19 protein-coding genes are annotated in these 22,988 nt (G+C 58.3%); 1 reads left to right on the top strand and 18 read right to left on the bottom strand.

Annotation, left to right across the window (positions count from 1 at the left end):
* Positions 1 to 138: 138 nt before the first annotated feature.
* Together VN622_07250 and VN622_07245 are read right to left on the bottom strand one after the other, a co-directional pair.
* Positions 139 to 1,038: a PRC-barrel domain-containing protein gene (locus tag VN622_07250; protein ID HWR35649.1), complete on the bottom strand. Its 900-nt coding sequence runs from the start codon at positions 1,036 to 1,038 to the stop codon at positions 139 to 141.
* Positions 1,039 to 1,213: 175 nt separating this feature from the next.
* The gene (locus VN622_07245; protein HWR35648.1) at positions 1,214 to 1,690 is read right to left on the bottom strand and encodes an HIT domain-containing protein; all 477 of its coding nucleotides are present in this window, start codon (positions 1,688 to 1,690) and stop codon (positions 1,214 to 1,216) included.
* Positions 1,691 to 2,014: 324 nt separating this feature from the next.
* Here VN622_07245 and VN622_07240 point away from each other — a divergent pair, with 324 nt between their 5' ends.
* Complete coding sequence (locus VN622_07240) at positions 2,015 to 3,865, top strand: 30S ribosomal protein S1 (protein HWR35647.1); 1,851 nt, start codon at positions 2,015 to 2,017, stop codon at positions 3,863 to 3,865.
* 67 nt (positions 3,866 to 3,932) lie between these two features.
* Here the strand turns inward: VN622_07240 and VN622_07235 are convergent, their stop codons facing one another.
* The 16 genes from VN622_07235 to VN622_07160 form a co-directional block, all read right to left on the bottom strand.
* A complete protein-coding gene (locus VN622_07235) occupies positions 3,933 to 4,424 on the bottom strand; it encodes an ATP-binding protein (protein ID HWR35646.1) in 492 nt (163 codons plus the stop codon).
* A 112-nt stretch (positions 4,425 to 4,536) separates the two neighbouring features.
* Positions 4,537 to 7,047, bottom strand: a complete 2,511-nt coding sequence (gene priA / locus VN622_07230) for a primosomal protein N' (GenBank protein HWR35645.1) — start codon at positions 7,045 to 7,047, stop codon at positions 4,537 to 4,539.
* Between the two features lie 7 nt (positions 7,048 to 7,054).
* On the bottom strand, positions 7,055 to 7,891 hold the full coding sequence (locus VN622_07225; GenBank protein ID HWR35644.1) for a uracil-DNA glycosylase: 837 nt from the start codon (positions 7,889 to 7,891) through the stop codon (positions 7,055 to 7,057).
* Positions 7,892 to 7,893: 2 nt separating this feature from the next.
* A complete protein-coding gene (coaBC, locus tag VN622_07220) occupies positions 7,894 to 9,129 on the bottom strand; it encodes a bifunctional phosphopantothenoylcysteine decarboxylase/phosphopantothenate--cysteine ligase CoaBC (GenBank protein HWR35643.1) in 1,236 nt (411 codons plus the stop codon).
* 154 nt (positions 9,130 to 9,283) lie between these two features.
* Positions 9,284 to 9,526 carry a DNA-directed RNA polymerase subunit omega gene (gene rpoZ / locus VN622_07215; protein ID HWR35642.1) on the bottom strand — a complete coding sequence of 81 codons (243 nt, stop codon included), beginning with the start codon at positions 9,524 to 9,526 and terminating at the stop codon, positions 9,284 to 9,286.
* A 10-nt stretch (positions 9,527 to 9,536) separates the two neighbouring features.
* Positions 9,537 to 10,244: a guanylate kinase gene (gene gmk / locus VN622_07210; GenBank protein ID HWR35641.1), complete on the bottom strand. Its 708-nt coding sequence runs from the start codon at positions 10,242 to 10,244 to the stop codon at positions 9,537 to 9,539.
* On the bottom strand, positions 10,241 to 11,128 hold the full coding sequence (locus tag VN622_07205; GenBank protein HWR35640.1) for a YicC/YloC family endoribonuclease: 888 nt from the start codon (positions 11,126 to 11,128) through the stop codon (positions 10,241 to 10,243). The genes gmk and VN622_07205 overlap by 4 nt, the downstream gene beginning before the upstream one ends.
* A 2-nt stretch (positions 11,129 to 11,130) precedes the next feature.
* Entirely contained in the window at positions 11,131 to 12,981 is a 1,851-nt protein-coding gene (locus VN622_07200; GenBank protein HWR35639.1) for an ABC transporter ATP-binding protein, read from the bottom strand.
* 274 nt (positions 12,982 to 13,255) lie between these two features.
* Complete coding sequence (gene rapZ, locus VN622_07195; protein HWR35638.1) at positions 13,256 to 14,185, bottom strand: RNase adapter RapZ; 930 nt, start codon at positions 14,183 to 14,185, stop codon at positions 13,256 to 13,258.
* Between the two features lie 94 nt (positions 14,186 to 14,279).
* Positions 14,280 to 14,870 carry a ribosome-associated translation inhibitor RaiA gene (gene raiA, locus VN622_07190; GenBank protein HWR35637.1) on the bottom strand — a complete coding sequence of 197 codons (591 nt, stop codon included), beginning with the start codon at positions 14,868 to 14,870 and terminating at the stop codon, positions 14,280 to 14,282.
* A gap of 224 nt (positions 14,871 to 15,094) precedes the next feature.
* Positions 15,095 to 16,792, bottom strand: coding sequence for an RNA polymerase factor sigma-54 (gene rpoN, locus VN622_07185; GenBank protein ID HWR35636.1), 1,698 nt, complete (start codon positions 16,790 to 16,792; stop codon positions 15,095 to 15,097).
* 262 nt (positions 16,793 to 17,054) lie between these two features.
* On the bottom strand, positions 17,055 to 17,783 hold the full coding sequence (gene lptB / locus VN622_07180) for an LPS export ABC transporter ATP-binding protein (protein ID HWR35635.1): 729 nt from the start codon (positions 17,781 to 17,783) through the stop codon (positions 17,055 to 17,057).
* Complete coding sequence (lptC, locus tag VN622_07175; protein HWR35634.1) at positions 17,783 to 20,062, bottom strand: LPS export ABC transporter periplasmic protein LptC; 2,280 nt, start codon at positions 20,060 to 20,062, stop codon at positions 17,783 to 17,785. The genes lptB and lptC overlap by 1 nt, the downstream gene beginning before the upstream one ends.
* A gap of 95 nt (positions 20,063 to 20,157) precedes the next feature.
* The gene (locus VN622_07170) at positions 20,158 to 20,475 is read right to left on the bottom strand and encodes an antibiotic biosynthesis monooxygenase (protein HWR35633.1); all 318 of its coding nucleotides are present in this window, start codon (positions 20,473 to 20,475) and stop codon (positions 20,158 to 20,160) included.
* A 43-nt stretch (positions 20,476 to 20,518) separates the two neighbouring features.
* Positions 20,519 to 22,051: a pyruvate kinase gene (gene pyk / locus VN622_07165; GenBank protein ID HWR35632.1), complete on the bottom strand. Its 1,533-nt coding sequence runs from the start codon at positions 22,049 to 22,051 to the stop codon at positions 20,519 to 20,521.
* Positions 22,052 to 22,102: 51 nt separating this feature from the next.
* Positions 22,103 to 22,978 carry a YihY/virulence factor BrkB family protein gene (locus tag VN622_07160; protein HWR35631.1) on the bottom strand — a complete coding sequence of 292 codons (876 nt, stop codon included), beginning with the start codon at positions 22,976 to 22,978 and terminating at the stop codon, positions 22,103 to 22,105.
* Positions 22,979 to 22,988 lie beyond the last annotated feature (10 nt).

Here is a 22,988-nt window from a genome sequence, read left to right as displayed (position 1 = left end):
GAGTCGAAGGACCCCTTTCATCTGCACAGAGCTGACAAAAGGGATCCTTCGACTCAGAAGACAAAATTGATTCGTTTTGCAATGAGCGCTTAACAGCTCAGCAGCTCAGTTCAGCAGCTATGAAGAACTTTATCGAAGCTACGCTGCCTTGTTTTTCTCCACGTCACAGCTTCGGCAGCTCGCAGTGACATCGACTTGATTCCGACGAAGATGGTTTTCGAAAGTCTCGAACCGCCTATGACGGCCCTGCTGAACCGGGTATGGGCGATGCAGGTCAATTTCGTCATTCATCTGCTCCCGCGTTTCCCTGTACGAGGGCGGCAGTTGCTCCGCATTGATGTCCGGCACACGGGTGCGATCGATATCTCCAAAACCAACGTCGCTGTCTTCGCGAAGCCTGGCGTTCTCCAGTGCGGCATCGCGTTTGCGCCAACCTGTGTCTGCTTGGTTGTTGAATGATTGGCCGGGGAGCTTCGTGTCTTCCGCGCGTGAAGAGATTCCGCTCGGGCGCATTCTGGTTTTACCAGCACCCGGAGCTGCGTCAGGGAAGACTCCCGCGAGGCGGTCCGGAGTGAGGTCCACGTTGCCAAGGTCTTTGCCGCCGCCTCGGCGGCCAGCCAGCATCTCGTCAGCTTCCGGCGTGATGGTGCGGTCGCTTCCTTCTTTGTGCAGCACGGGACCCGAAGTCCAGGCTTGCTGGTATCGCGACTCGTAATCCTTCCAGTCGCGCTCATTGTTCATCGACTTCTCGTCAAAGTGCGGGAAGCGCTCAACCTGTTCGCGCGTGAGATCCACGGCAAAATCGTCTTCGTGGCTGGCGCGCGAGTGAATGCGTTCGGCAGGTACCAGGAATGTCCGTGTGCTCAGCCATCCGCCTGTGTCGACGACGGCATAACGGATTTCGCCGCTGTGATGATCGAAGATGACGTCCTTGATTTCGCCGAGCTTCTCGTCGCCGCGGCCATAGAGGTCAGCGCCGCGAATATCATCCACATCTTCGCGAAAACGAAAGTCGCGCAGAGTGCCGTAGTGGGCCATTCAAAGCTCCTTGTATGCGAAAATATGCGCAAATCGCCACAAGATAGTCTGATGCTCACGGCTTTGTGGGAGGCGGCTGGACTCGGGAGCAGGCCGACTGCTCCGCAGCGCTTGTGTTCATTGCCGGACGATCGCGTCGCTACCGATCCTGTGTGATCGAGAAACACGCGGGCGCTCAGGCCAGCCGCTCGCGAATGCGCTTGAAGGTAACCTCCAGCGCCTCAGGCAATACGCGAGTTTCGCCCACTACGGAGATGAAATTGGCGTCGGCCGTCCAGCGTGGCAGCACGTGCATGTGTATGTGTCCCGCAACGCCCGCTCCGGCAGCCTTGCCGATATTCATTCCAACGTTAAGCCCGTCGGGTTTGTAGAGGTCGCGCAGCACGCCTTCCATACGTTGCGTCAGCGTCATCATCTCCAGCGCGGCTGGCTCCGGCAGCTTACGGAGTTCATCGAGGTGTTGGTAGGGAACGACCATCACATGGCCGGCGGTATACGGGTAGGCGTTGAGCATAATGAAACAGTGCTGGCCTCTGTAAACGATGTAGTTGCGTTCGTCATCCTGCTTTAGCTTGTCGCAGAAGATGCAGCATGTCGCGTTATCGGCGTTGGTGACGTAGGCGTAGCGCCACGGAGTCCAAAGGTAGTCCATGCCCGGCAGGGTATCAAACGGCAACGAAATCGGCAGGCGCCAAAAAATTTTTCAAAAAATATTTCTTTAGAGTGCTTGGCTCGTGTTGGCACCCGAGTGTGAACTGTGGATGGGGCAATGTGTCCGAAATCTGTGGTGTCCCGGTTTGACACCTCGAAAGTTAGGTTGCTATAGTCAAGGAAGTCTTTCTAGCGCGGGGCCGCGCTAAAAGGATCCGACCGCTGGATTGTCCAAACCCGCCCTGCGGGCCATTCATTACCTTTAGACCACGCCAGCAGTCTGTAATCTCAAGGCTTCCCATCTGCTTTACGTCAGATGGGCCTGATGCTAACAATGGCTTTCGAAGACACCCGCAACGATTCCCCGTCCCTCGAGAACACGACCCCGGCAACAGGTTCGCCTTCAGAAGAGTCCCAGCACCACCCCGGCCCGACCCCCAGCACTACTAATACTCCCGAGCGGCCCGCCGCGGGTCCAACTCGACACGAAAAAGAGACCATGACGGAAGACTTTGCCACAGCATTAGAAACATTCGAGCAAGAGCAAACGGAAGCGGCAGCCAACGAAGAACGCGTCGTAAAGGGCACCGTTATTTCCATCAACAATAACTTCCTCGTCGTTGACGTAGGCCAGAAGTCGGAAGGCGTCGTTCCCCTTTCCGAAGTTACCGACCACGAGGGCAACGTAAGGTTCAAGCCCGGCGATGAAATCGACGTGATGTTCGAGAAGGGACACACGGAAGAGGGCTACGTAAACCTTTCGCACCAGAAGGCTCAGCGCCTGCACGCGTGGGATGAAATCGAGAAGGCCTACAACGAGAAGTCTTCCATCAAAGCTCGCGTCATCGACCGCATCAAGGGCGGCGTGACGGTTGACATCATGGGCGCACGCGCCTTCCTGCCCGGCTCGCAGGTGGACCTCCGTCCAGTTCGCAACCTCGACGCCCTCAAGGGTCAGGAACTCGATGTCCGCATCATCAAGTTGAATAAAAAGCGCGGCAACATCGTTGTTTCCCGCAAACAGATGCTCGAAGAAGAGCAGTCGGGACGTCGCGATGAAACGATGAAGCACCTGGAAGAAAACGCAGTGCTGACCGGCACGGTGAAGAACCTGACCGATTACGGCGCGTTTGTTGACCTCGGTGGCATTGATGGCCTGCTGCACATCACCGACATGTCGTGGGGCCGCCTGACGCATCCGCGCGACCTCGTACAAGTCGGCGACCAGATTCAAGTCAAAGTTCTGAAGTTCGACCGCGACAAGCAGCGCGTCTCGCTGGGCTTCAAACAGCTCACGCCTGATCCCTGGCTTGATGCCGCAGAGCGTTACCCGATTGGCGCACACGTGAAGGGACGCGTGATCAGCGTTACCGACTACGGCGCCTTTATCGAACTCGAGCAGGGCATCGAAGGCCTTGTGCACGTCAGCGAGATGACCTGGTCGAAGCGGATGAAGCACCCGTCGAAGCTGGTCAACGTCGGCGATGCGCTTGAAGCTGTCGTCCTGAACGTGAACCCGCAAGAGCGGAGGATCTCGCTCGGCCTCAAGCAGCTCGAAACCAACCCTTGGGAGACGCTGCACGAGAAGTTCCCCATCGGCGGCATCGTCGAAGGCAAGGTTCGCAACCTGACCGACTTCGGTGCATTCATCGAGATTGAAGACGGCATCGACGGACTGGTCCACGTCAGCAACCTGAGCTGGACCAAGCGCGTCAAGCATCCGTCTGAAGTGCTGAAGAAGGGCGACAAAGTACGCGCGATCGTTCTGGCCATAGAGCCTGATCAGCGCCGGCTGTCACTCGGAGTGAAGCAGTTGCAGCCTGACGTTTGGGAGACCTTCTTCGACCAGCATCGCGTCGGAGACGTCATCCACGGCAAGGTGCTGCGCCTGGCGAGCTTTGGTGCATTCGTTGAAATCGCGGAAGGCGTTGAAGGTCTGTGCCACAACTCCGAAGCGACCGACGAAACTGGCGGCACGTTCAAACTGGAACCCGGACAGGAATTCGACTTCAAGATCATCAAGATGAATCCTGAAGAGAAGAAGGTCGGCCTCAGCATTCGAGCGGTAGGCGAAGAAGCCACCCGCCACGAAGTGGAAGCCTACAAGCACCCGGTTTCGAGCCCTGGCAGCGCCACTATTGGCGAGCTGATGGATTGGAAGCGCGAGCGCAATTAACTCCGCTAGGCAACACACAAAAGCCCTCCGGCGCCGGAGGGCTTTTGTTTTGGGAATAGCGGGCACTCTAGTACTTGCGCATGTGAATTTCGGTTCCGCCACGCTCGAAACGCACTTCATCCATCAATTCATTGATCAGATAAATGCCACGGCCGTGATTGTCGTACAGGTTCTCGCCGATCGTTGGGTTGGGGATAGCGAGCGGATCGAAACCCTGGCCGGGATCTCGCACGATGATGAGCATGCCATGCTCTTCCTGGCAGGCAACGCAACACTGCACCTGCTTGTCGGGATCGTTATGGCAGCCATGGGTAATGGCGTTTGCCAGTGCTTCACGCAGCGCCGTCTCAATCTCGAAGTCCTTGCCGGAAGCGCAGTCGATCGTGCGGACCACAGCAATAATGCCCTCCACGGCTGCCGAGATCGCCTCCACGCGCGCAGGAATGGTGACACTCATTTTGATTAACGTGCTGTCGTGGTCGAAGTCGAGGCTGTGGCGTTCCTCTTTTGAGCTGGACGGTGGCTTGGGTGCTTCCGCCGGTTTCTGCTCATTCGACACGTTCGGAACCTCACAACCAGAAATACGCAATCCCGGAGAGCTTGGTTCAATTGTCTCAATTTTTGGGCACTTGCGCTATGTTTCGAAGCCCTGTTGCATTAAATCCAAAAAGCTACATCAGTGACATGGCATCCACGTCAATCATGACGTTCGAGCGCGGAACCTTGTTCTCTGCCGCATGCTGAAGCATGGCGCGCAACAGCGCGTTCAGCTTTTCGCGGCTGGCGGACTTCAGCACAAAATGGTAACGGTAGTCTCGCTTGAGGCGGACGATGGGAGCGGCGGCAGGCCCCAAAACTCTGATGCCTTCATGGCGCGTACCCTCGAACCACTTGCCCAGGATGCCGGAATAGCGCAGTGCCTCCTCGACCTTGTCACTACGCACGAGCACGTTTGCGAGCGCCGTGAACGGCGGATAGTGCATCCAGCTGCGAAACCTCAGCTCCTTCTCCGCGAAGCCTGCATAGTCGTGCTGGGAGGCAAAGAGGACGGCATAGTGATCCGGGAAGTAGGTCTGCACAACCACTTTGCCCGGCGTGGCCCCGCGGCCTGCCCGCCCAGCTACCTGCGTGAGTAGCTGGAAGGTGCGCTCGGCGGCGCGGAAGTCCGGGAGACTCAGGGCGGTGTCCGCCCCTACGACGCCGACCAGAGTGACGCCATGGACGTCGTGCCCTTTGGCAATCATCTGCGTACCGACCAGCAGATCGATGTCGCCCGCTTGAAGACTATTCAGGATGCGCTCGAAGTCGGCGTGCCCGCGCACTGTGTCGCGATCCATGCGTCCGATGCGCGCCTGCGGGAAGGCAGAGTGCAGAAGGTCTTCGAGTTTCTCCGAGCCGGTGCCGAGAAATTGAACGTACTCGCTACTGCACTTGGGGCACACGGTTGGGATTGCCTGCTGGTATCCGCAGTAGTGGCAGACAAGGCGGCGGTCACGCTTGTGGTGCGTGAGGGCAATTGCGCAATCGCGGCACTCGATGGTGTCGCCGCAGGAACGGCACATGACGAACGCAGAGTAGCCGCGACGGTTCAGCAGGATCATGGCCTGCTCGCCGCGTTCGAGTCGTTCCTGTATGCCCGCGATCAGCTTGCGCGAGAGCACGTGCTCTTTGCCTGTTTCCTGGAACTCCTGGCGCATGTCGAGAATTTCGACTTCAGGCATGACGCGCTGCTCTACTCTGTCCGGCAGTTCGACAAGCGCGTATTTTTTTCGCACGTTCAGGTAGGACTCAAGAGACGGCGTTGCGGAACCCAGCACTACGGCAGCCCCAAGCATCTTGGCTCTTACCGCCGCGACGTTGCGCGCGTGGTATCGCGGTGTTTCTTCCTGCTTATACGAATTGTCGTGCTCTTCATCGACAATGATGAGTGCAAGGTCCGCGACGGGAGCGAACACAGCCGAGCGCGTACCAACTACGATGCGCGCTTCGCCACGGCGTATGCGGTGCCACTGCTCGGCTCGCTCATCGTCCGACAAGGACGAGTGCAGCACGGCGACCTCTTCGCCGAAAAAGCTGTGCAGGTCGGCGGCCATCGCCGGAGTCAGTCCGATTTCCGGCACGAGCAGGATGGCGCTGCGGTTCTCGGCAAGCACGGACTGCATGGCCGCAAGGTACACGGCCGTCTTGCCCGAGCCTGTAACGCCGTGCAGCAGCGTCACCGAGAACTGCCGGGAATCGGCAGCGGCGCGGATGTGCTTGAGTGCCTGCTGTTGCGCGTTTGTGAACAGGAAGTCGAGCCTCGTGCGCGGCTTCATGCCACTCACGGTGAAGTCGGCTTTCTCTTCCGCAATCTCCACGATGCCACGCTTGACCAGCGTCTGGAGCGTCGTTCGCGGCACGCTCAGCGCGCGCAGGTCATCGACCGGAATGCGGCCGTCGTGTTCGCGCAGGGTGTCGATGATCTTCTGCTGATTGTCGTTGAGCTTGCCGTTCGTTTCTTTGAGGACGGCGATGCGCACGGTGCGACTCGCGTCGCGTATGCCGGAGAGGTCTTCGCGCGCAATCCACTTTTTCGACAGCAGCGTACGAATCACATCCTTCGTCGCGCCGGTTGCGTTGCGCAGCGATGCTTCGCGTACCAGGTCGCCATCGGCAAGATAATCCAGCACGGCGTATTCGACCATCTGGTGCTCGGCATCTTTTTGCGACCGCCTCGACGAGCCTGCCGTGGCGGATTCGTACAGCGCCTCCGACCCGGCCTCAGTGATGCGATACGCAATCGTCTTCTGGAATTCCGCGCCGAGCGGCAGCATGGTGCGGTACACGTCTCCGAGAGGCGCGATGTAGTACTGCGCAATCCAGCGCCCAAGCTCCAACAGGTTTTCATCAAGCACGGAAACGGTGTCGAGGACCTGTGCGACGTTCCTCGTCTTGATGCTGGCATCAGGCGCTTCGTCGTGGAGGCGTGTGACTATGCCGGAAAGGCGCTTCTCGCGAAAGGGCACGATGACGCGTCCGCCGACGACGGGCACGGTGCCGTTTACGCGATAGGTGAATACGGCATCGAGCGGAATGGGAAGCGCGACATCGCAGAACTGCGGTGACGCCTCACGCTGGTCGCCGAGCAGAGACTGGTTTCCCTGCGCGTCCATGGACGCCGCCGCGTTGGGTTGCTGGGACATCTACGCCTTACTCGCTGGACTTCTGCGGCATGGGCAGGCCGAGATAATGCATGACCATCTGCAGGTCTTTCCACGTCTCTTTCTTCTGCCGCGGATCGCGCAAAAGATACGCCGGATGGTAGGTGACTGCAAGCTTCGTTCCCTCGAAGTCGAGCGCGCGTTCAGGCGCGTTTTTGGGAAGCACGGGCGAGAAATCGTAGAAACGGCCACGCAGGTTCGCCATGGAGTCGTTAACGCCAAGCAGGTTTTTCGCCGCGACAGCACCGAGCGCAACGATGATCTTCGGTTGCACGACGGCGATCTGCCGCATGAGGAACGGCGAGCAGGTGTCGCACTCTTCGCGTTCGGGCGTGCGGTTCTGCGGAGGGCGGCACTTGACGACATTCGCGATGTACACGTCTTCACGCCGTAGCCCCATCGCCTGAATCATGTTATTGAGCAACTGACCGGCGCGTCCCACAAAAGGCTCGCCCTGCTCGTCTTCATCCGCGCCGGGACCTTCGCCGACGAACATCAACTCGGCTTCGGGATTCCCGACGCCGAAGACGATCTGCTTGCGTCCCTGCTTATGAAGCACGCAACGCGTGCAATCGCCCAGGTCTTCACGAATGCCATGCAGCGCGGACACCCTGTCATCCAGAACAGGCATTGGATTCACGGCACTCTCCGGAGAAATTTCTGATCCAGCAGCTTCGGGATTCGCAACCTCAACAGCCGAACTGGCGGCATTTTCGGACGGTTCGCCGGGCGGGCGCTTGTAGAAGTCGTAAATGCCGAGATCGCGATAGTAGCGCAGACGATCGGCGACGGCCTGGCGGGTCAAGGGATCCAGTGTCTTTGCCATCGCTATTTGTGAGCCGTGGTTGGCTGCTCAGGTGCAGGCTTGACGGCTCGCTTGCGGCGCAACTCCACAACCGTGTCGAGCACGCGTTGAGCGATTTCGAATTTTGGGGCGTCCGGCACATCAAGCACTTCGCTCGCAGTCACAATCGTAACGGCATTGCGATCTGAGCCGAAACCAATCTCCGACCGAGAGACGTCGTTGAGCACAATGGCGTCCGCGTGCTTCGAGGCGAGTTTCTTGCGCGCATTGTCGATCAAGTTTTCGGTTTCCGCGGCGAAGCCGACAAGAATGTGTTGCGGAAATTTTTGCGTGCCGAGCTCGGCAAGAATGTCGGTCGTCGGCTCGAGTGCCAGGCTGATCGCCTTCCCGCGCTTGATCTTGTGCGTTGCTACCTGCGCGGGGCGATAGTCTGCAACCGCCGCCGTTTTGATCACGACGGACACGTCGGGGAAGCGAACGAGAACCGCTTCGCGCATCTGCTGTGCCCTCTCAACCTGCACTACCTCGGCGGCCGCCGGCGCCTTCAGAGCGGTGGGGCCGCTGACAAGAATGACGCGCGCGCCGCGTCTTACTGCCGCTTCGGCGATGGCGTATCCCATCTTGCCGCTGGAACGGTTACCCAAATAGCGGACTGGATCAATTGGTTCAAACGTCGGGCCGGCAGTGACCAGCACGGTCTCGTCTTTAAGGTCCTGCGCCACCCCAAGCGTCTCCATGACGCTCTCGATGATCTGCTCGGGCTCGGCGAGCCGTCCCGCGCCCAACATTCCGCAAGCAAGGTAGCCGCTGCCGGGCTCAACGACGCGGACGCCGCGCTGGCGCAGCGTCTCGATGTTCTTGCGCGTTGCTTCGTGCTGCCACATGTTGACGTTCATCGCCGGAGCAACGATCACGGGCGCAGTAGTGGCCAGATACAGCGTGGAAAGAAAGTCGTTGGCGATTCCGTTGGCGAACTTCGCCAGCGTATCTGCCGTCGCGGGCGCAACAACCAGCGCGTCGATGGATTGCGCGACGCTGATGTGCTCGACCGCGGAGTCCACATTGGACTCGTACTCCGAGAACATCTCGGTGATAACTTTTTCGCCGGAAAGTGCCGCAAAGGTGAGCGGACGGACGAATTCCTGCGCGCCACGCGTCATAACTACTTGAACGTGGATGCCACGGTCCTGCAACATTCGCAGAATCTCCGCAGCCTTGTAGGCCGCGATGCCGCCGGTAACGCCGAGTGCGATTTTCATTGCTGATACGGGCCGCGAAAGCCGCCGGCTCAGGGCCTCTGCGGCACTACGGTGCCGTTCCTCTAATCGTTTAGATGGAGCCCGTATCCAAAAGGGCTCCGCAGTTCTAAATCACTGAAGAGCAACTTCTTGCGTTCTGGGAACACACTAAAGCTTAAAGCTGATTCCCTTCCAGAGCCTTATCCAGCAATTCACTCGCGGCAACGGCGGCAGACTTCGGCTTCTCAGGGATGAACCACTTCACCAGCGATGCCTGAATCTCCTGCTCGGCGATACGGCAGGGCTTGCGGGATTGCGTATCGACCAGCGGCCTTGCGCCGGACTGAAGCTGGCGGGCGCGACGCGCCGCCACAAGGATGTACCGATAGTTGCTGTCGAAACCGTTGATCAGTTCCATGGGAGATCTCCTACTTACGGACCACTTGTGATTCCGGGAGCGCGAAAGACGCCAGTATCGGCTGAACGCGCTCACGAACATTGGGAAGCAGGTACTGTTCCGCCTTGGCAAGGAGTGCCCTCTCGCTCTCGCACAGTTCGCCTCTAGAGCGCTTCCTGCGCTCTGATAAGACGATTGCCGTTAGCGCATCGATGGATTCCTGCAGGTGGTCGTTCACGAGAATATAGCTGTATTTAGAGTAATTCTCAATTTCTTTTGCGGCGGTTCGGAGCCGTCGATTGATGATTTCTCCATCAACATGCTCAGCCTCGCTTCGACACCGCAGCCGGCGCTCGAGTTCGGCGCGGTTCGGAGGCAGGATGAAGATGCTGATTGCGTCCGGTAGACTCGCCTGCAACTGCGATGCGCCTTGCACGTCGATATCGAGCAATAGGTCGTTGCCGTGAGCATGGGCTTCCACAAGGAAGCGTCGCGCCGTGCCGTAGTAATTGCCAAACACGTCGGCGTACTCAAGGAACTCGTGCTGTTCGATCATGCGCTCGAATGCGGCGCGATCCACGTAGAAGTATTCGTATCCCTGTTTCTCCACCCCGCGTGGTTTGCGCGTGGTATACGAAACGGAAAACTCGAGGCCGGGTACGTTGCTGCGCAGCCCATTGACGAGCGTCGATTTGCCAGAGCCGGATGGAGCCGAAATGATGAAAACGAGACCGCTCATTCGATGTTTTGCACCTGTTCGCGCGATTTTTCTATCTCGGACTTCATGGCCAGCCCCATCTCGGTAATGCGCAACGCTTCGCCAGCCACGCCGGATGTCTTCGACAGCAGCGTGTTGGCCTCGCGGTTCATCTCCTGCAAGAGGAAGTCGAGCTTCTTACCGACTTCGCCGCCTTCATCAAGCAGCCCCAGGAAGTGCTGGATGTGCGTCTTCATGCGCACGATTTCTTCCTGAATGTCACTGCGCTCGGCCAGCATGGCAGCTTCCTGGAGAACGCGTTCAGGGTCAGCATTGGCCCCGAGGAGTTCCTGCATCCTTGATTGTACTTTCTCAAGGTAGGCGCGCAAAACTGCGCCCCGCATTTGTTCTACTTCGGCCGTGCTGTGCCCCAGGTGATGCATGCGTTCGCGCAGTTCACGAGCCGCGCCGTCGCCTTCGTGTGTGCGCATCTCGTTCAGCCTGGCGATGCCCTCTTCCACTGTAACTAAGAGTGCGGATTGCAGCCCTTCATCTTCGGAAACTTCACCCGAGCTGCTCAGTGCGCCGTTCAGTCGCAGAATGGCGTTCAGGTCCGGCTCTCCGGAGATGCCAAACTCCCCGGCCGCTTTGCGGTAAGCCTGTATGTAGCCAGAGACTAGTTCGCGATTGATGGTCACGGCGCCCGTGTCGGTACGTTCGATCGAGAGTGTCAGCTCTATGTGGCCGCGATGAAGATGTTCCTTGAACACGCGACGGATCTTCTGTTCGAGAGCGTCACTATTGGAAGGCAAACGCAGATGCAGGTCAAGGAAGCGATGATTGACCGATTTCAGTGTGATAGTGAAACTGATTCCGCCGTGCTGCCCTTTCACTTGGGCGAAACCAGTCATGGATCGGATCGACATCGTCAGTCAGTAGCTTTCTCCGCCTCGTGACGGGGCGGCTCCAAGTCAACGAATTGGAGGTCGTATAGTCGTCGATAGGTTCCGAGGCGGCTGATGAGGTCCTCGTGACTGCCCATATCGGCTATCGCGCCGTTCTCCAGGACCACGATGCGGTCGGCGCGGCGAACCGTGGACAAGCGGTGCGCGATGACGAACACCGTCCGTCCTGACATCAGGTTATGCAGCGCCGCCTGAACGAGCGCCTCGGATTCCGTGTCCAGCGCCGAGGTCGCTTCGTCAAGGATGAGAATGGGCGCATTCTTCAGCAGCGCGCGGGCGATGCTCAACCGCTGGCGTTCGCCTCCCGAAAGGCGGAAGCCACGCTCGCCGATAACGGTGTCGTAGCCCTCGGGCATGTTCATGATGAAGTCGTGCGCCAGTGCGGCCTGTGCGGCGGCGACGACCTGGTCCTGTTTCACCTTTGGCTGGCCGTACGCAATGTTATTGCGAACCGTGTCATTGAACAGGATCGTCTCCTGTGTGACGACGCCGATCTGCGATCGCAAGGATGCCAGCGTCAGGTCGCGCACGTCGTGCCCATCTATCAGCAGACGGCCCTGGGTGACATCAAAGAACCGTGGGATCAGGTTCACCATCGTTGTCTTGCCGGAGCCGCTGGAACCCACGATGGCGAGGACTTCTCCGGTTTCGACTTTTAAATCGATGTCGCGGAGAATCTCGCGGCCTTCGCCATTCTCGCCGTATCCAAAGCCAACATGATCGAACTGGATACTCTGGCTGAACGCTGGCAGTACCAGCGCATCCGGCTTCTGAATCACTGTATCTTCAGCATCCATGAACGCGAAAATCGAGCCCGAGGCACCCAGCGCCTGCTGGAAGCTGTTGTTGAACATCGCAAACTTGCGTACGGGATCGTAGAGCTTGAACACGGCGATGATGAACGCAAGGAAAGTTCCGGCCGTGAAGACGTGTGCCTTGATCTGGTCTCGACCAAGCAGCAGAAGCAGGCCTATCGCTACGGCGCCAAAGATGTCCATGAGCGGAGAACTCACGGCTGCGGCGCTCACCGATCGCAGGTTAGCCTTAAACAGGCGGTTCGCTGCGCTGCGGAATCGTCCGATCTCCCACAATTCCATGCCGAACGCCTTAACGATGCGGTTGCCGGAGATGGTCTCTTGCAGGATGTTCTGAATCTCCGCCAGCTTGTCCTGTCCCTTACGCGTGGTGTGGCGGACGCGCCCGCCGATGCGGCGAGCCGAGAACAGGATAAACGGTACAAAGATCACTAGCACCCAGGCGAGCTTTCCACCCAGTAACACAACGATCGCAGCCGTGAAGATGAGCGTGAAGAATTGCTGGAGGAACTCGGCAAGCACTGACGACATCGCAAACTGCACCTTGTCGATGTCGTTGATGATGGTGGAAACGAGCGTGCCCGTCGGATGCTTATGAAAGAACGAGACGGAGCGACGGAGCACGCTGCTATACAGATTGTTGCGAAGGTCGGTGATAAGGCCGAAGCCGGCATAGTTGACGGCGTAGGTGCCCAGGTAATCGCAGATGCCCTTGAGCACGGTTGCCGCGACCAGCGAAAACGCAACTACCGTCCACGCGTTCTGGAAGTGCTGCGGCACGAACTGCTGCAGGTAGACGGTGTGTTCAGTGTACGGGAGCTTGAAGAGAGCGATCTCTTTCGACTGCGATGCCGGGTTCAGAACGCGATCGAAAATGGGACCTATGAGCAGCACCCGGAAGGCGTCCAGCAGCCCAACCATCGCCATCAGCACAACGGAACTGGTGAGTTGCAGCCAGTAGGGCCGGACGTATCGCAGGAGTCGTATTAGTTGCCGCATACGAGGTGACAAGCTCCAGCGTCGATTCCGCTACGCGCGATGGCCCGGGATGCAGGCTGACCGGCACAAATGTGCCCTGTGGCTCTGGGCGGGATGATCGGATTGTCGGCAGGAACGAGCAAGTCTCAATTTTAGCGGAGACTCGCGACCCAAGGGATAATTTCGGGCATTTATGCGGAAAAATAAAGCGCGTGGACACCCTGAAACCTTTGGGTGTTCCACCCGGCTTGAACGCCACGCACTGAATGTCCGGCCAAACTGAGGCCGTGAACGCTCAGCGCGGGCAGTCGCGGTGTGAGCCTTTCACCCGGTAGCCCGCTTTTGCGAGTCGTTTACGAACTTCTTCGGCGATCATCACGGACCGGTGCTGGCCGCCCGTACAGCCAAACGCAATCGTCAAATAGCTCTTTCCCTCTTCTATGTAATGCGGCAGCAGATACACGAGGAGGTCGGAGATGCGCGTGATGAACTCCTCCGTCTGCGGGAATGAGCGTATGTACTTTGCGACCTTTGGGTCCAGGCCCGTGTAGGGACGCAAGGCTGGCACGAAGTGAGGGTTTGGCAGGAAGCGAACGTCGAAGACGAGGTCAGCATCCTCCGGCGGCCCGTTGCGAAAGCCAAAGCTTACGACAGAAACGAGGATGGTCTTAGGGTGCGCGACCTCATGCTGGAACGCCTCGATGACGTGCGCGCGTAGCTCGTGCACATTGAACTTCGACGTGTCGATTACGATGTCGGCCATGTTGCGAATGGCCTTTAATTGGCGGCGTTCATCCGTCAGCGAAGACTGCACCGATGACTTTGTCCCCAACGGATGCGGGCGGCGGGTCTCGCTGAAGCGTCGCAGCAGAATAGGGTCGTCTGCTTCCAGATACACGACCGTAGCATTGAGCTGCTTTTTCAGGTCACTGACGATCTGCGGCAACATCTCCAGCCGCTGCCCTTCCCGGATATCGACCACCAGCGCGGATTTGCGCTCCTCGGCCGATTCGTTCAGAAGATCGGCGAAGCGCTGGATCAATTCGACAGGAAGGTTATCGACGCAGTAGTAGCCCAGGTCCTCAAAGGCTTTCAGAACGGAAGCCTTGCCCGAACCGCTCATGCCCGTGATGATGACCAACTCATTCTGCCGGCTGCCCTTACGGCGCAGGCGCACAGGTTTGCGCTTGAGATCGATCTTCTTGATGGTTGTATTTGCAGCCATTTCGTTCATCGTACTCCAGCTCGGCACAAACCGTGAACTCAGCAAAAAGGGGCACCGCCAGTGCCCCTTCCGTATGCTGAATCTGCGAGGACCTTCAGGCCTCGATCAGTTCCAGTTTGCCGTCTTTCTTGCGATGCAGAACTTTGACGTTGCCTTCTTTGTCACGAAAGACGAAGACCTCGCGATCGCGGAACTCGCATTCCTTGACCGCCTCCTCGATTGTCATCGGGCGGATTGCGACCGCGTCCTCGCTGTTGACCAGGTGCGCCTCCGTCGTGCGGTGTACGGCCGGGAACTTGTGGACGACCACCGGAACAGCGGCAGCAACCGAGGCGCCCACCGCCATTTGAAGCGGTTCCTCCGGAGCTTCTCTCTTCCACTTCGACTTGGTCACGCGCTTGGTGTCGCGCTTGCGGCCATTGTGTTTCAGCGCCTGTTTCTCGATATGGTCGAGCGCCTGGCTGATCGCGGTGCTCATGTCAACCGCCTCAGCCAATCCGACCAGGGACTGCTTGCGCCTTGTGATCGTGATTTCGGCGATCCGCCGCTGTCGTTCGGCGGTCAGGATGATCTTGCTGTTGAAGCTATCGCCCAGAATTTTCGAGAGCTTCAGCAAACCTGCTTCAACTTCCTCACGGATAATAGGTGTGATTTCAAACTGTCTTCCGGTGTATTCCACGTTCATTAGCTCCCCTCCTTGTAAACCGAGAGCTTCTGCCAGGCCATTGGCAGAAATCCCGGGAAGGTTCAATACGGGTCGCCAGCGGTATCAGCATTAATCCGGAGGCGGCTGGCAATCGCCCCGCAACCAAGTGGTTCCGGTACAGATGCGGCGATGGCCGACTAAGCAGCTAATTATTCACGTTGAGAGATGGGCCGGGCCTTGCGTCCGGGCGCACAGGCAGCGTTCTAGCTCTTGACTCTACGCTGATGCGTGCTCGGAATCTTCATATCTTCCCGGTACTTCGCGACCGTCCGGCGAGTGACCTGGATGCCCTGCGACTGGAGGATGCGGGTGATCTGCTCGTCCGTCAACGGCCTGGCTGGGTCTTCCTCTTCGATGAGCTTCTTAACGCGACGTTTCAGGATCAGCAGCGACGTGCCGCCGCCTTCAGGTCCGTTGACGCTCTCGCTGAAAAAGTACCTGAGTTCGAACACGCCTTGCGGCGTGTGCGCGTACTTGTTGGCCACCGCACGGCTGACGGTCGAGGGATGAACCCCGATTTCTTCCGCGACTTCCTTAATCATCATCGGCTTGAGATAGTCGATGCCGAGAGCGAGGAATTCGTTTTGCCGCCCGATAATGGCGTAGCAAGTCTTCAGGATCGTCTGCTTCCGCTGCTCGATGTTCTTGATGAGCTGGATAGCGGACTTGTAACGCTCTTTTACGTAATTGCGAACGTCCTTTTCCGCGGCCTCGCGGCTGAGCAGTTTCTTATACGTCGGGTTCAGGCGAAGCTGCGGCATGTCATCGTCGTTCATCACGACCATGTACTCGTCGCCCTGCTTCACAAAAGCCACGTCAGGCTCGATAAGCCTTGGTTCAACCTTGTTGTAGCGCAGGCCGGGCTTGGGATCGAGGGTTCGGATCAACTCCACCGCATGCATCACGCGCTCAATAGACTTGCCCATGGCCTTGGCAATTTCCTTGTGCTGCTTATTCTGCAGCAGACGGATGTGATCGCGTATGACGACGATCGCTTCGTCAAGCTGTTCGGCCATTGCCGGATCGCTGCCGTTTTTGCGTTCGTGGTGATGCAGCTTCAGATCCTGCAACTGCGCGAGCAGGCATTCGCGCAAGTCGCGTGAGGCGACGCCGACCGGGTCCATCTGTCGAACGAGGTCAATCGCTTCGCGCAAGGCTTCGCGGCAGAAAGCGGCGCGACAGGGCTGGTCCGGTTTGCGCAGAAGCATTGGACCGCCGTTGTTGTTTTCCTCGCAATCGGCGGCAAGTTCCGATAGTTCGGATGCCTCGGCGAAAGCCTCTTCCGGATCGTCAATTGCGAGCAGTTCGTCCTGCTCCAATTCTGCTTCCGCTTGCTCAAAGCCTCCAACTCGCGTCTTGCCGTCGTACGACGCCATCGAGATCAGTTCGTCATCGCTTGCGAGCAGGTATCCGTCCTCATTCAGGTTGCCGATAACCAGTTCGGCCGCCGCGCGCACGTCGTCCTTCAGATGCATGGCGCCCAGTTGCCACATGAGGTGGTCGGTCAGAGAGGTCGGCTTGGAGAGGAAGTTTTCGAACGAAGGCTTATCGATCGACTCAAGTTCCGTATTGCTGCGATAACCGGGGTCGAGGTACTCCTGGAAGAACGACCCGAAGTCGATCTCCTCAAAGGGATCCTTCTCTTTGGCATCCGCCGGAGGCGCTTCTTCGGTCACACTGCTGTCGCGCTCGCGCTGTTCCTCGCGCGCGGCAACCTCGTCCAGCGTCGGTACCGATTCCAGGTACTCATCGAGAACGGGGTTCTCAACCATCTCCTCGTTAATCATGTCCTTGAGTTCAAGCTTGTTGAGAGCAAGGACGCTGACCATCTGGACGAGCCCAGGGGTCAATATCTGCTTCTGGGAGACTCTGAGATTCAGTTTCGGCTGCAGCAACACCATTTGAAAGGCCAGAGGTTACGAGGGAAATATCCCACTACGATTCTAAACCAGAAGCACACCGGAGGTGACGAGGCACCGATGTTTTTTGCTTCTGCACATACTTTCACCTTCAGCCTTTGGGGAGAATATCAGCCAAAAATCAAGCAAAATATTAGTGATTTTCCCTATTGCCTACGCAAGCCTGCTGTGCTTCCGAAGTGCTCGATAGCTGCGGGGATTCGCCCCACATGACGCACGGCTGGCGGCTCGCATCCGCCGAAAACTATACGAGCGAAAAACTTTCGCCGAGATAAACGCGCTTTACCTCTGGGTCGTTGCCGAGTTGTTCAGGAGTTCCTGCGCGGAAGATTCTGCCCTCGTTAATGATGTAGGCCCGGTCAGTGACGGAAAGCGTCTCTCGAACATTGTGGTCAGTAATCAACACGCCGATGCCGCTGGCCTTCAACGAGAAGATGATCTTCTGAAGATCGAGGACAGCGATGGGGTCTATACCGGCAAAAGGCTCATCAAGCAGGATGAACGAAGGCGATATGCAGAGGCAGCGCGCGATTTCCACTCGCCGGCGCTCGCCGCCGGAAAGCGCGTATCCGCGATTCTTCCGAATGTGCCCGAGCGTGAGCTGATCGATCAGCGTTTCCATGCGCTCGCGGCGCTCGTGCCAGGAAACAGGCTGCGTTTCCAGCACGGCCAGTATGTTCTCTTCCACCGTAAGCTTGCGGAAAACGGACGGCTCCTGCGGCAAGTAACTGATGCCGAAGTTTCGGGCCCGCAAATACATGGGGACGTCGGTAATCTCTTCCTTGTCGGCCATGACGCGACCCGTGTCCGGGGGCGTTAGCCCGACAATCATGTAGAAACTGGTCGTCTTACCGGCCCCGTTCGGCCCCAATAATCCAACCACTTCGCCACGATCCACATGGAGAGAAACACCGTTGACGACCCTGCGGCCCCTATAAGCCTTTCCCAGTTCATCTGTCGACAGGGTTTGCATTATCTGCTTACTCTAGTACGAGTTACGGTGCGGGAAGCGTCCTTGCCTTCGATCACGACTTTATCATCGCGACTATAGAAGGTCAACGAATCGCCCCTGACCGTGCCGCGCTCGGCGTCGACAATCACGGGTGGGCCTCCGGTCAAAACGAAACGGCCATCGGTTGTCGAATAGACCAGTCGATCGCCCGTCGCACGCCTCTTGGCCTGCTGGATCACAACACCCTTCTCCGCGACGATTTCCTTCAACTGGCTCGGTCCGGCGACTGCCGCCGACTGCTGTCCTGAAGCTTGCAGCACTACATCTACATGATCCGCCGTGATGGTCGCATCAGCGCCCTTAGCCAATACGCCACCGCTATACCGTGCACGACGCTGGGTGTCGACGTAGGCCAACTTGGCTGCCGTCACTACGACGGGCGTTGACTTGCCCGACTTATCTACCTGGACGAAAACGCTCGTGACCGGCTGCGCCGTCGTGCCCTCGGCCACGACGCTCCTATTCGTCTTGTCGAACTCAATCGCGGGCGCTTGCACGATGTTAGCGCCTTGCCAGAGGCGGGCTCCACCGGAGTAGCGCGCAACGCCCGTTGCTTTGCGCGCCGTCATCGTCCTGGCGGTTGCGTGCACCGGGTCGGATGTCGCCAGCAGCGCGCCGTTCGGATCCTGCTTCAGTTCGCTATAAGTTGTCTTCACATCGCCTTGTGCTACTGCATCACCACTGCGGCGGTTCAATCGCATGGATTGCGCCGCGATCGTCATGCCGCCTTCCACTACTCGCGGCGATCCGGAAAGCGTCAACATCTCATCCGTCGGGCTGTAACGCGCACGTTCCGCAGTTGCGACTCGACCGCCTGGGCCGGTGGACGCAATCGCATTCGCAACCTGCGGCTCCGTGTAGCGGAAATCTCCTTCCTGAACGATGCTGGAGATGCCACCCGCAGCCGCAAACTGCACGTCCAGCGTACGGCTGGTCGAGATCTTATCCGGTTGTCCCGGCGTCATGGCGACAATGCGCGCGTTGGGCTCGCCACGTACGACGGTGAGCCGGTTGCGCGAATCGAACAGCGCACGGAAGCTGCCGGCCGTAATGACCGTGCGCTCGCCCGCAACAGCCGTAGCCGACTGCGGTGCCAGCGTGATCTGCGCCGCGCCCCCGGTCTGCGCGCTTTCCACCCGTTTTCCGTTGCGGACATTGAAAACCAAGGTGTCCGCGGCAATGTCAACCGCCTGCGCCTTTGACCCCTGCTGCGGTAGTTGCCGCAATCGAACGGCTTCGCTGGCGCGGATACGGTTGAGTTGGTTGCGCGCGACAAAGTCGAGCGCAACCCTGCCGGCGTTCCCGTCCAGACGGTTCTCACCCGAGCCCTGGAACTGCACCCCGCCGGAGAAACTGGCGGACGTCAACAGATTGCTTGCGCCCAAGTCCATGTCAGCCCGTGGCGCTCGCACCAACAGGGCATTGCGACCACGTCCCGACAGGCGAACATCTCCCGTGGCCGTAATGTGGTCGATAGCGTTCGATTCATTCAGAAGGACGACTACGCGGTTCGCTTCAAGATCGCGGTCAGTCTGCGTCACTTTAACCGCTTCGAGCACGACCTGTCGCGGTTCCTTGGTGATGACACCATGCCCGGAATCTACACTCGTCGGTTTGCCGCCGGTAGTGACGATATGAATCTTTGATGACAGCGTAAGCTGGTTCGCTTTGGCATCGTAAATGGCGCCAACGGCAGAGCCGCTCGCCTGTGGGAACCGGAACTCGATAGCTTCTTCTGTCCGTGCGATGCCGCTCTTCTGATTGAAAACGAGGCCGCTGGTTTTCAGGTGTATCGTGTTCTTCAGTTCGCCAGGAGGCGCCTGATCGGGACGGTCGGGACCTTCGGCATTACCTTCCAACTGGATGTGTACTTCGCCGCGAGCAATGACGTCACCAGTCTGCGGGTCGTACTCAAAGCTTGTGCCACGAATCTGGTCAAAGCGGTTCGCCTTGCGGCCATAGACGACGATGTTCACATCGCGTAGTTCCGCGCGTCCGCCCTGCTTGTACTGGATGGCCTTTGAAGCCTGGACGGTGAAGAGGGTACGTCCGCCCTCAGATTTCGAAAGCGAAAAGCCTTCGGTGCTCTGCTGTATTTCGATACCGAGCCGCTGCGGCGCTTCGCGAATCGCGCGACTCACCGTCATGCGGGCGTACAGATAGAAACCCGCAACCACCGCCACAACGGCTATAGCGATCAGTGCGAACCACGTGCGCAGGCGAGGAATCGAAATCGACATTCAGTATTGATTTTACGCCACGTAGGATAGAGCAGGCTTGAAGGCCTGCTCTATCCGTTACCGCCGGCTCGGAACGATACCGCACACCAGCGCGACTAGGCTGGCTCAGGCGTATAAGTACAGAACAACTGCTCCAGCGTCTCATGGATTGTGGTGATGGTACACACGTCCGGTAACTGGATCCAGAAGCGATGCACTTCGGGGTCCTGCTGCGCCTCTGAGCGCGCCTCCTCGGAATACCACATCCGGAGGTGGACGAATCGCCCGGGTTCCTTCGGGTCACGATAGAGAAGGTCGCTGCTGTAGCCCTTGGCATGGAGCAAGGTATAGAAATCCCGCAGCAGAGCCAGACATGCGTCCTCTTTGCCGACGACGGGCTCAAGAATCGCCAGCGAAAGAACTTGATTCGACATAACCTATTTGACCTTTCTGCCCTGATTTCGTTACTAGCTGGAACTAAGTTTTTTTCTTCGGAACTCGCACTCGGCGTGAGCTTCCGGGCTCTGCGGGAGTGGTTTGCACAACGTGCAACTGCATGAAATTGGTTGATCCGGCACGGGGTTGCGTACCGGCAGCTACGGCAAGCACATCCTTCGGGGCGATAACTCCGCGGCGCAGCAACTCTGCCTGCGCCCCACGCACCATAGCCTCATCGTCCGGCGCCCGCGCCGCCAGGATCGGTTGCACGCCCCAGTAGAGGTTCGCCCGGTTCCTGACTTCAGGGATATGCGTGAAAGCATACACCTCCGCGCGAGGCCTGTATTTCGATATTAGTCGCGCCGTGGTTCCACTCTCCGTGTAGATCGCTATGGCACGGATATTGAGTTCTTCCGCCGCGTGGGCGACGGACTCACAGATGGTTTCAGAAATCGAGAGACCGCGTTTTTCGCGTCGATGACGCGGACCGCCGTCCAAAAGGTGCGCCTCGGTTTCCATGATGATACGCGCCATCATGCTGACGGCTTCGCGCGGGTACTTCCCTGCGGCTGTTTCGCCCGAGAGCATGACCGCGTCTGAGCCGTCGAAGATAGCGTTGGCGACGTCGCTGGCCTCGGCGCGAGTTGGCCGAGGATTTTGAATCATGGATTCGAGCATCTGCGTTGCCGTGATGACCGGCTTGCGAAGTTCCTGTGCCCGCCGGATCACATGCTTCTGAATGATGGGAACCTTTTCGGGAGGAACCTCGACGCCAAGGTCTCCACGCGCCACCATGACACCATCGGCAACTTCGAGAATTTCCTCCAGGTTGTCGATGGCTTGCGGCTTCTCGAGCTTTGCGATGACCGGAGTGTTGTAGCCCTGCTCGGCGATGGCACGCTTCACTACTCGCACGTCATTCGCGCTGCGCACGAACGAGACGGCCACCACGTCAACACCGTGCTTCAAACCAAACTTCAGATCCTTGTAGTCCTTCTCGGTAAGTGACGGGACCGAGATGACAGCACCAGGAAGATTGATTCCCTGGTGCTCGCCCAGTGATCCGCCATCAATGACCTCACACTCAATGTCCTGCCCCCGCACCTTCTTAACCAGAAGCGAGATCCTGCCGTCAGAAAGCAGGATTCTCGACCCCGGGTGAACTTCCCGGGGTAGCGGCTCGAAGGACGTAGAGATGAGACTGGAGTTGCCAAGCACGTCGCGCGTAGTAAGGGTCACGGTGGACCCTGGTTTCAGCACAACCGGCTTGTGGTCGTGCAGGCGGCCAGTGCGCATCTTCGGGCCTTGCAGGTCCTGCAGGATGCAGATCGACCGTTGCTCCTCCTCTGCCATCTTGCGTACACGGGCGATAACGCGCGAATGGTCCTCGTGTGTGCCATGAGAGAAATTAAGGCGCGCCACATCCATACCAAGGCGCATTAGGTCGCGAATAAGTTCCTCGGTATTGCTGGACGGACCTAGCGTGCAGACGATCTTTGCCCGGCGCTTGTTCACACGCTCGGGGCATTCGCCATTGGGCACAAATTTAGATTGGTTACTTTCCATAGTCATCAGGGGTGCATCACTCCAAAGTAGTTCGTTGCGCACGGTTTCACCAAACCGTCACTGCGCCTGGGCCGGAGCACTCGAGCGCAATTCCGAGTGTGCACCGAAAAGGAACCTGGGATATCGCAAAGAATTGAACTCCGCGCCCACCAGCACCACGAGAGAAATCAGATAGAGCCACACCAGCAACGCGATTGCTGTCCCTACCGATCCGTAGATCTGATTGTAATTTGCGAAATTGCGCAGGTACGCGCCGAACAGAACAGTTGCCACAAACCACATCACGGTAGCGAGAACCGCTCCCGGCAACACTCTATGCCACGGCTGCGTGCGCGGTAACCCATGGTGATAAATAAGCGCGATGACGGCGACGCTTGTCAGCATCGCAATGACCCAGCGCACAGCCGTCCACATCCCAAGAATGTACGCGCCCATCTCGTGGCCGCTGTGGAAGATCATCCACGTTTCGATCTGGTTCCCAAAGGCGATAAGGAAGCTGGCGAACGCCATCGGAACTCCCGCCAATAAAACGAGCAGGAAGGCGATCATGCGCTCCTTGACCACACCCCACGTTTTGGGAAGCTGGTAGGCCTTACGGAACCCTTCCATCCAGGAGATCATCACGCCAGACGCAGTCCACAGCGTAATCGCGGACGTGGAAATAAGGTTCTGTACCTGTTTAGGCTTTGCCCCCTCAAAGTACTGCAATACGGCCGCGCTGGTTCCCTGAGGCATGATGCGACCTACCGCGTAAGAGATCTCACGCACAAAAGTCGCGGTGCTATGCGAAGCCACCAGGATGGAGGCGAGCAGCAACACTGCCGGGAACAACGTCATAATGGCCGAGAATGCCGCAGCCTTGGCCACCGCAAACTGGTCGTGTTGGAATCCGCGCCAGAAAGCCAGCCGCAACAACCTGAAGAAGGGGGACATATATATCCGA

This window comes from Clostridia bacterium (assembly GCA_035561135.1).
Taxonomy (GTDB): Bacteria; Acidobacteriota; Terriglobia; order Terriglobales; family Acidobacteriaceae; genus DATMYA01.
Note: the sequence above shows the minus strand (reverse complement) of the source record. Positions and strands in the feature narration are given on the sequence as shown.

Bases quoted from the DNA above. Each gene is read 5' to 3' on its own strand.
- VN622_07240 (HWR35647.1), top strand. From the start codon at position 2,015: ATGCTAACAATGGCTTTCGAAGACACCCGCAACGATTCCCCGTCCCTC.
- raiA (HWR35637.1), bottom strand. From the start codon at position 14,870: ATGAACGTGGAATACACCGGAAGACAGTTTGAAATCACACCTATTATC.
- lptC (HWR35634.1), bottom strand. From the start codon at position 20,062: ATGTCGATTTCGATTCCTCGCCTGCGCACGTGGTTCGCACTGATCGCT.
- VN622_07225 (HWR35644.1), bottom strand. From the start codon at position 7,891: ATGGCAAAGACACTGGATCCCTTGACCCGCCAGGCCGTCGCCGATCGT.
- coaBC (HWR35643.1), bottom strand. From the start codon at position 9,129: ATGAAAATCGCACTCGGCGTTACCGGCGGCATCGCGGCCTACAAGGCT.
- rpoZ (HWR35642.1), bottom strand. From the start codon at position 9,526: ATGGAACTGATCAACGGTTTCGACAGCAACTATCGGTACATCCTTGTG.
- priA (HWR35645.1), bottom strand. From the start codon at position 7,047: ATGTCCCAGCAACCCAACGCGGCGGCGTCCATGGACGCGCAGGGAAAC.
- rapZ (HWR35638.1), bottom strand. From the start codon at position 14,185: ATGGCTGCAAATACAACCATCAAGAAGATCGATCTCAAGCGCAAACCT.
- VN622_07170 (HWR35633.1), bottom strand. From the start codon at position 20,475: ATGTCGAATCAAGTTCTTTCGCTGGCGATTCTTGAGCCCGTCGTCGGC.
- pyk (HWR35632.1), bottom strand. From the start codon at position 22,051: ATGACTATGGAAAGTAACCAATCTAAATTTGTGCCCAATGGCGAATGC.
- VN622_07160 (HWR35631.1), bottom strand. From the start codon at position 22,978: ATGTCCCCCTTCTTCAGGTTGTTGCGGCTGGCTTTCTGGCGCGGATTC.
- gmk (HWR35641.1), bottom strand. From the start codon at position 10,244: ATGAGCGGTCTCGTTTTCATCATTTCGGCTCCATCCGGCTCTGGCAAA.
- rpoN (HWR35636.1), bottom strand. From the start codon at position 16,792: ATGGTGTTGCTGCAGCCGAAACTGAATCTCAGAGTCTCCCAGAAGCAG.
- VN622_07200 (HWR35639.1), bottom strand. From the start codon at position 12,981: ATGCGGCAACTAATACGACTCCTGCGATACGTCCGGCCCTACTGGCTG.
- VN622_07245 (HWR35648.1), bottom strand. From the start codon at position 1,690: ATGGACTACCTTTGGACTCCGTGGCGCTACGCCTACGTCACCAACGCC.
- VN622_07205 (HWR35640.1), bottom strand. From the start codon at position 11,128: ATGTCGATCCGATCCATGACTGGTTTCGCCCAAGTGAAAGGGCAGCAC.
- VN622_07250 (HWR35649.1), bottom strand. From the start codon at position 1,038: ATGGCCCACTACGGCACTCTGCGCGACTTTCGTTTTCGCGAAGATGTG.
- lptB (HWR35635.1), bottom strand. From the start codon at position 17,783: ATGCAAACCCTGTCGACAGATGAACTGGGAAAGGCTTATAGGGGCCGC.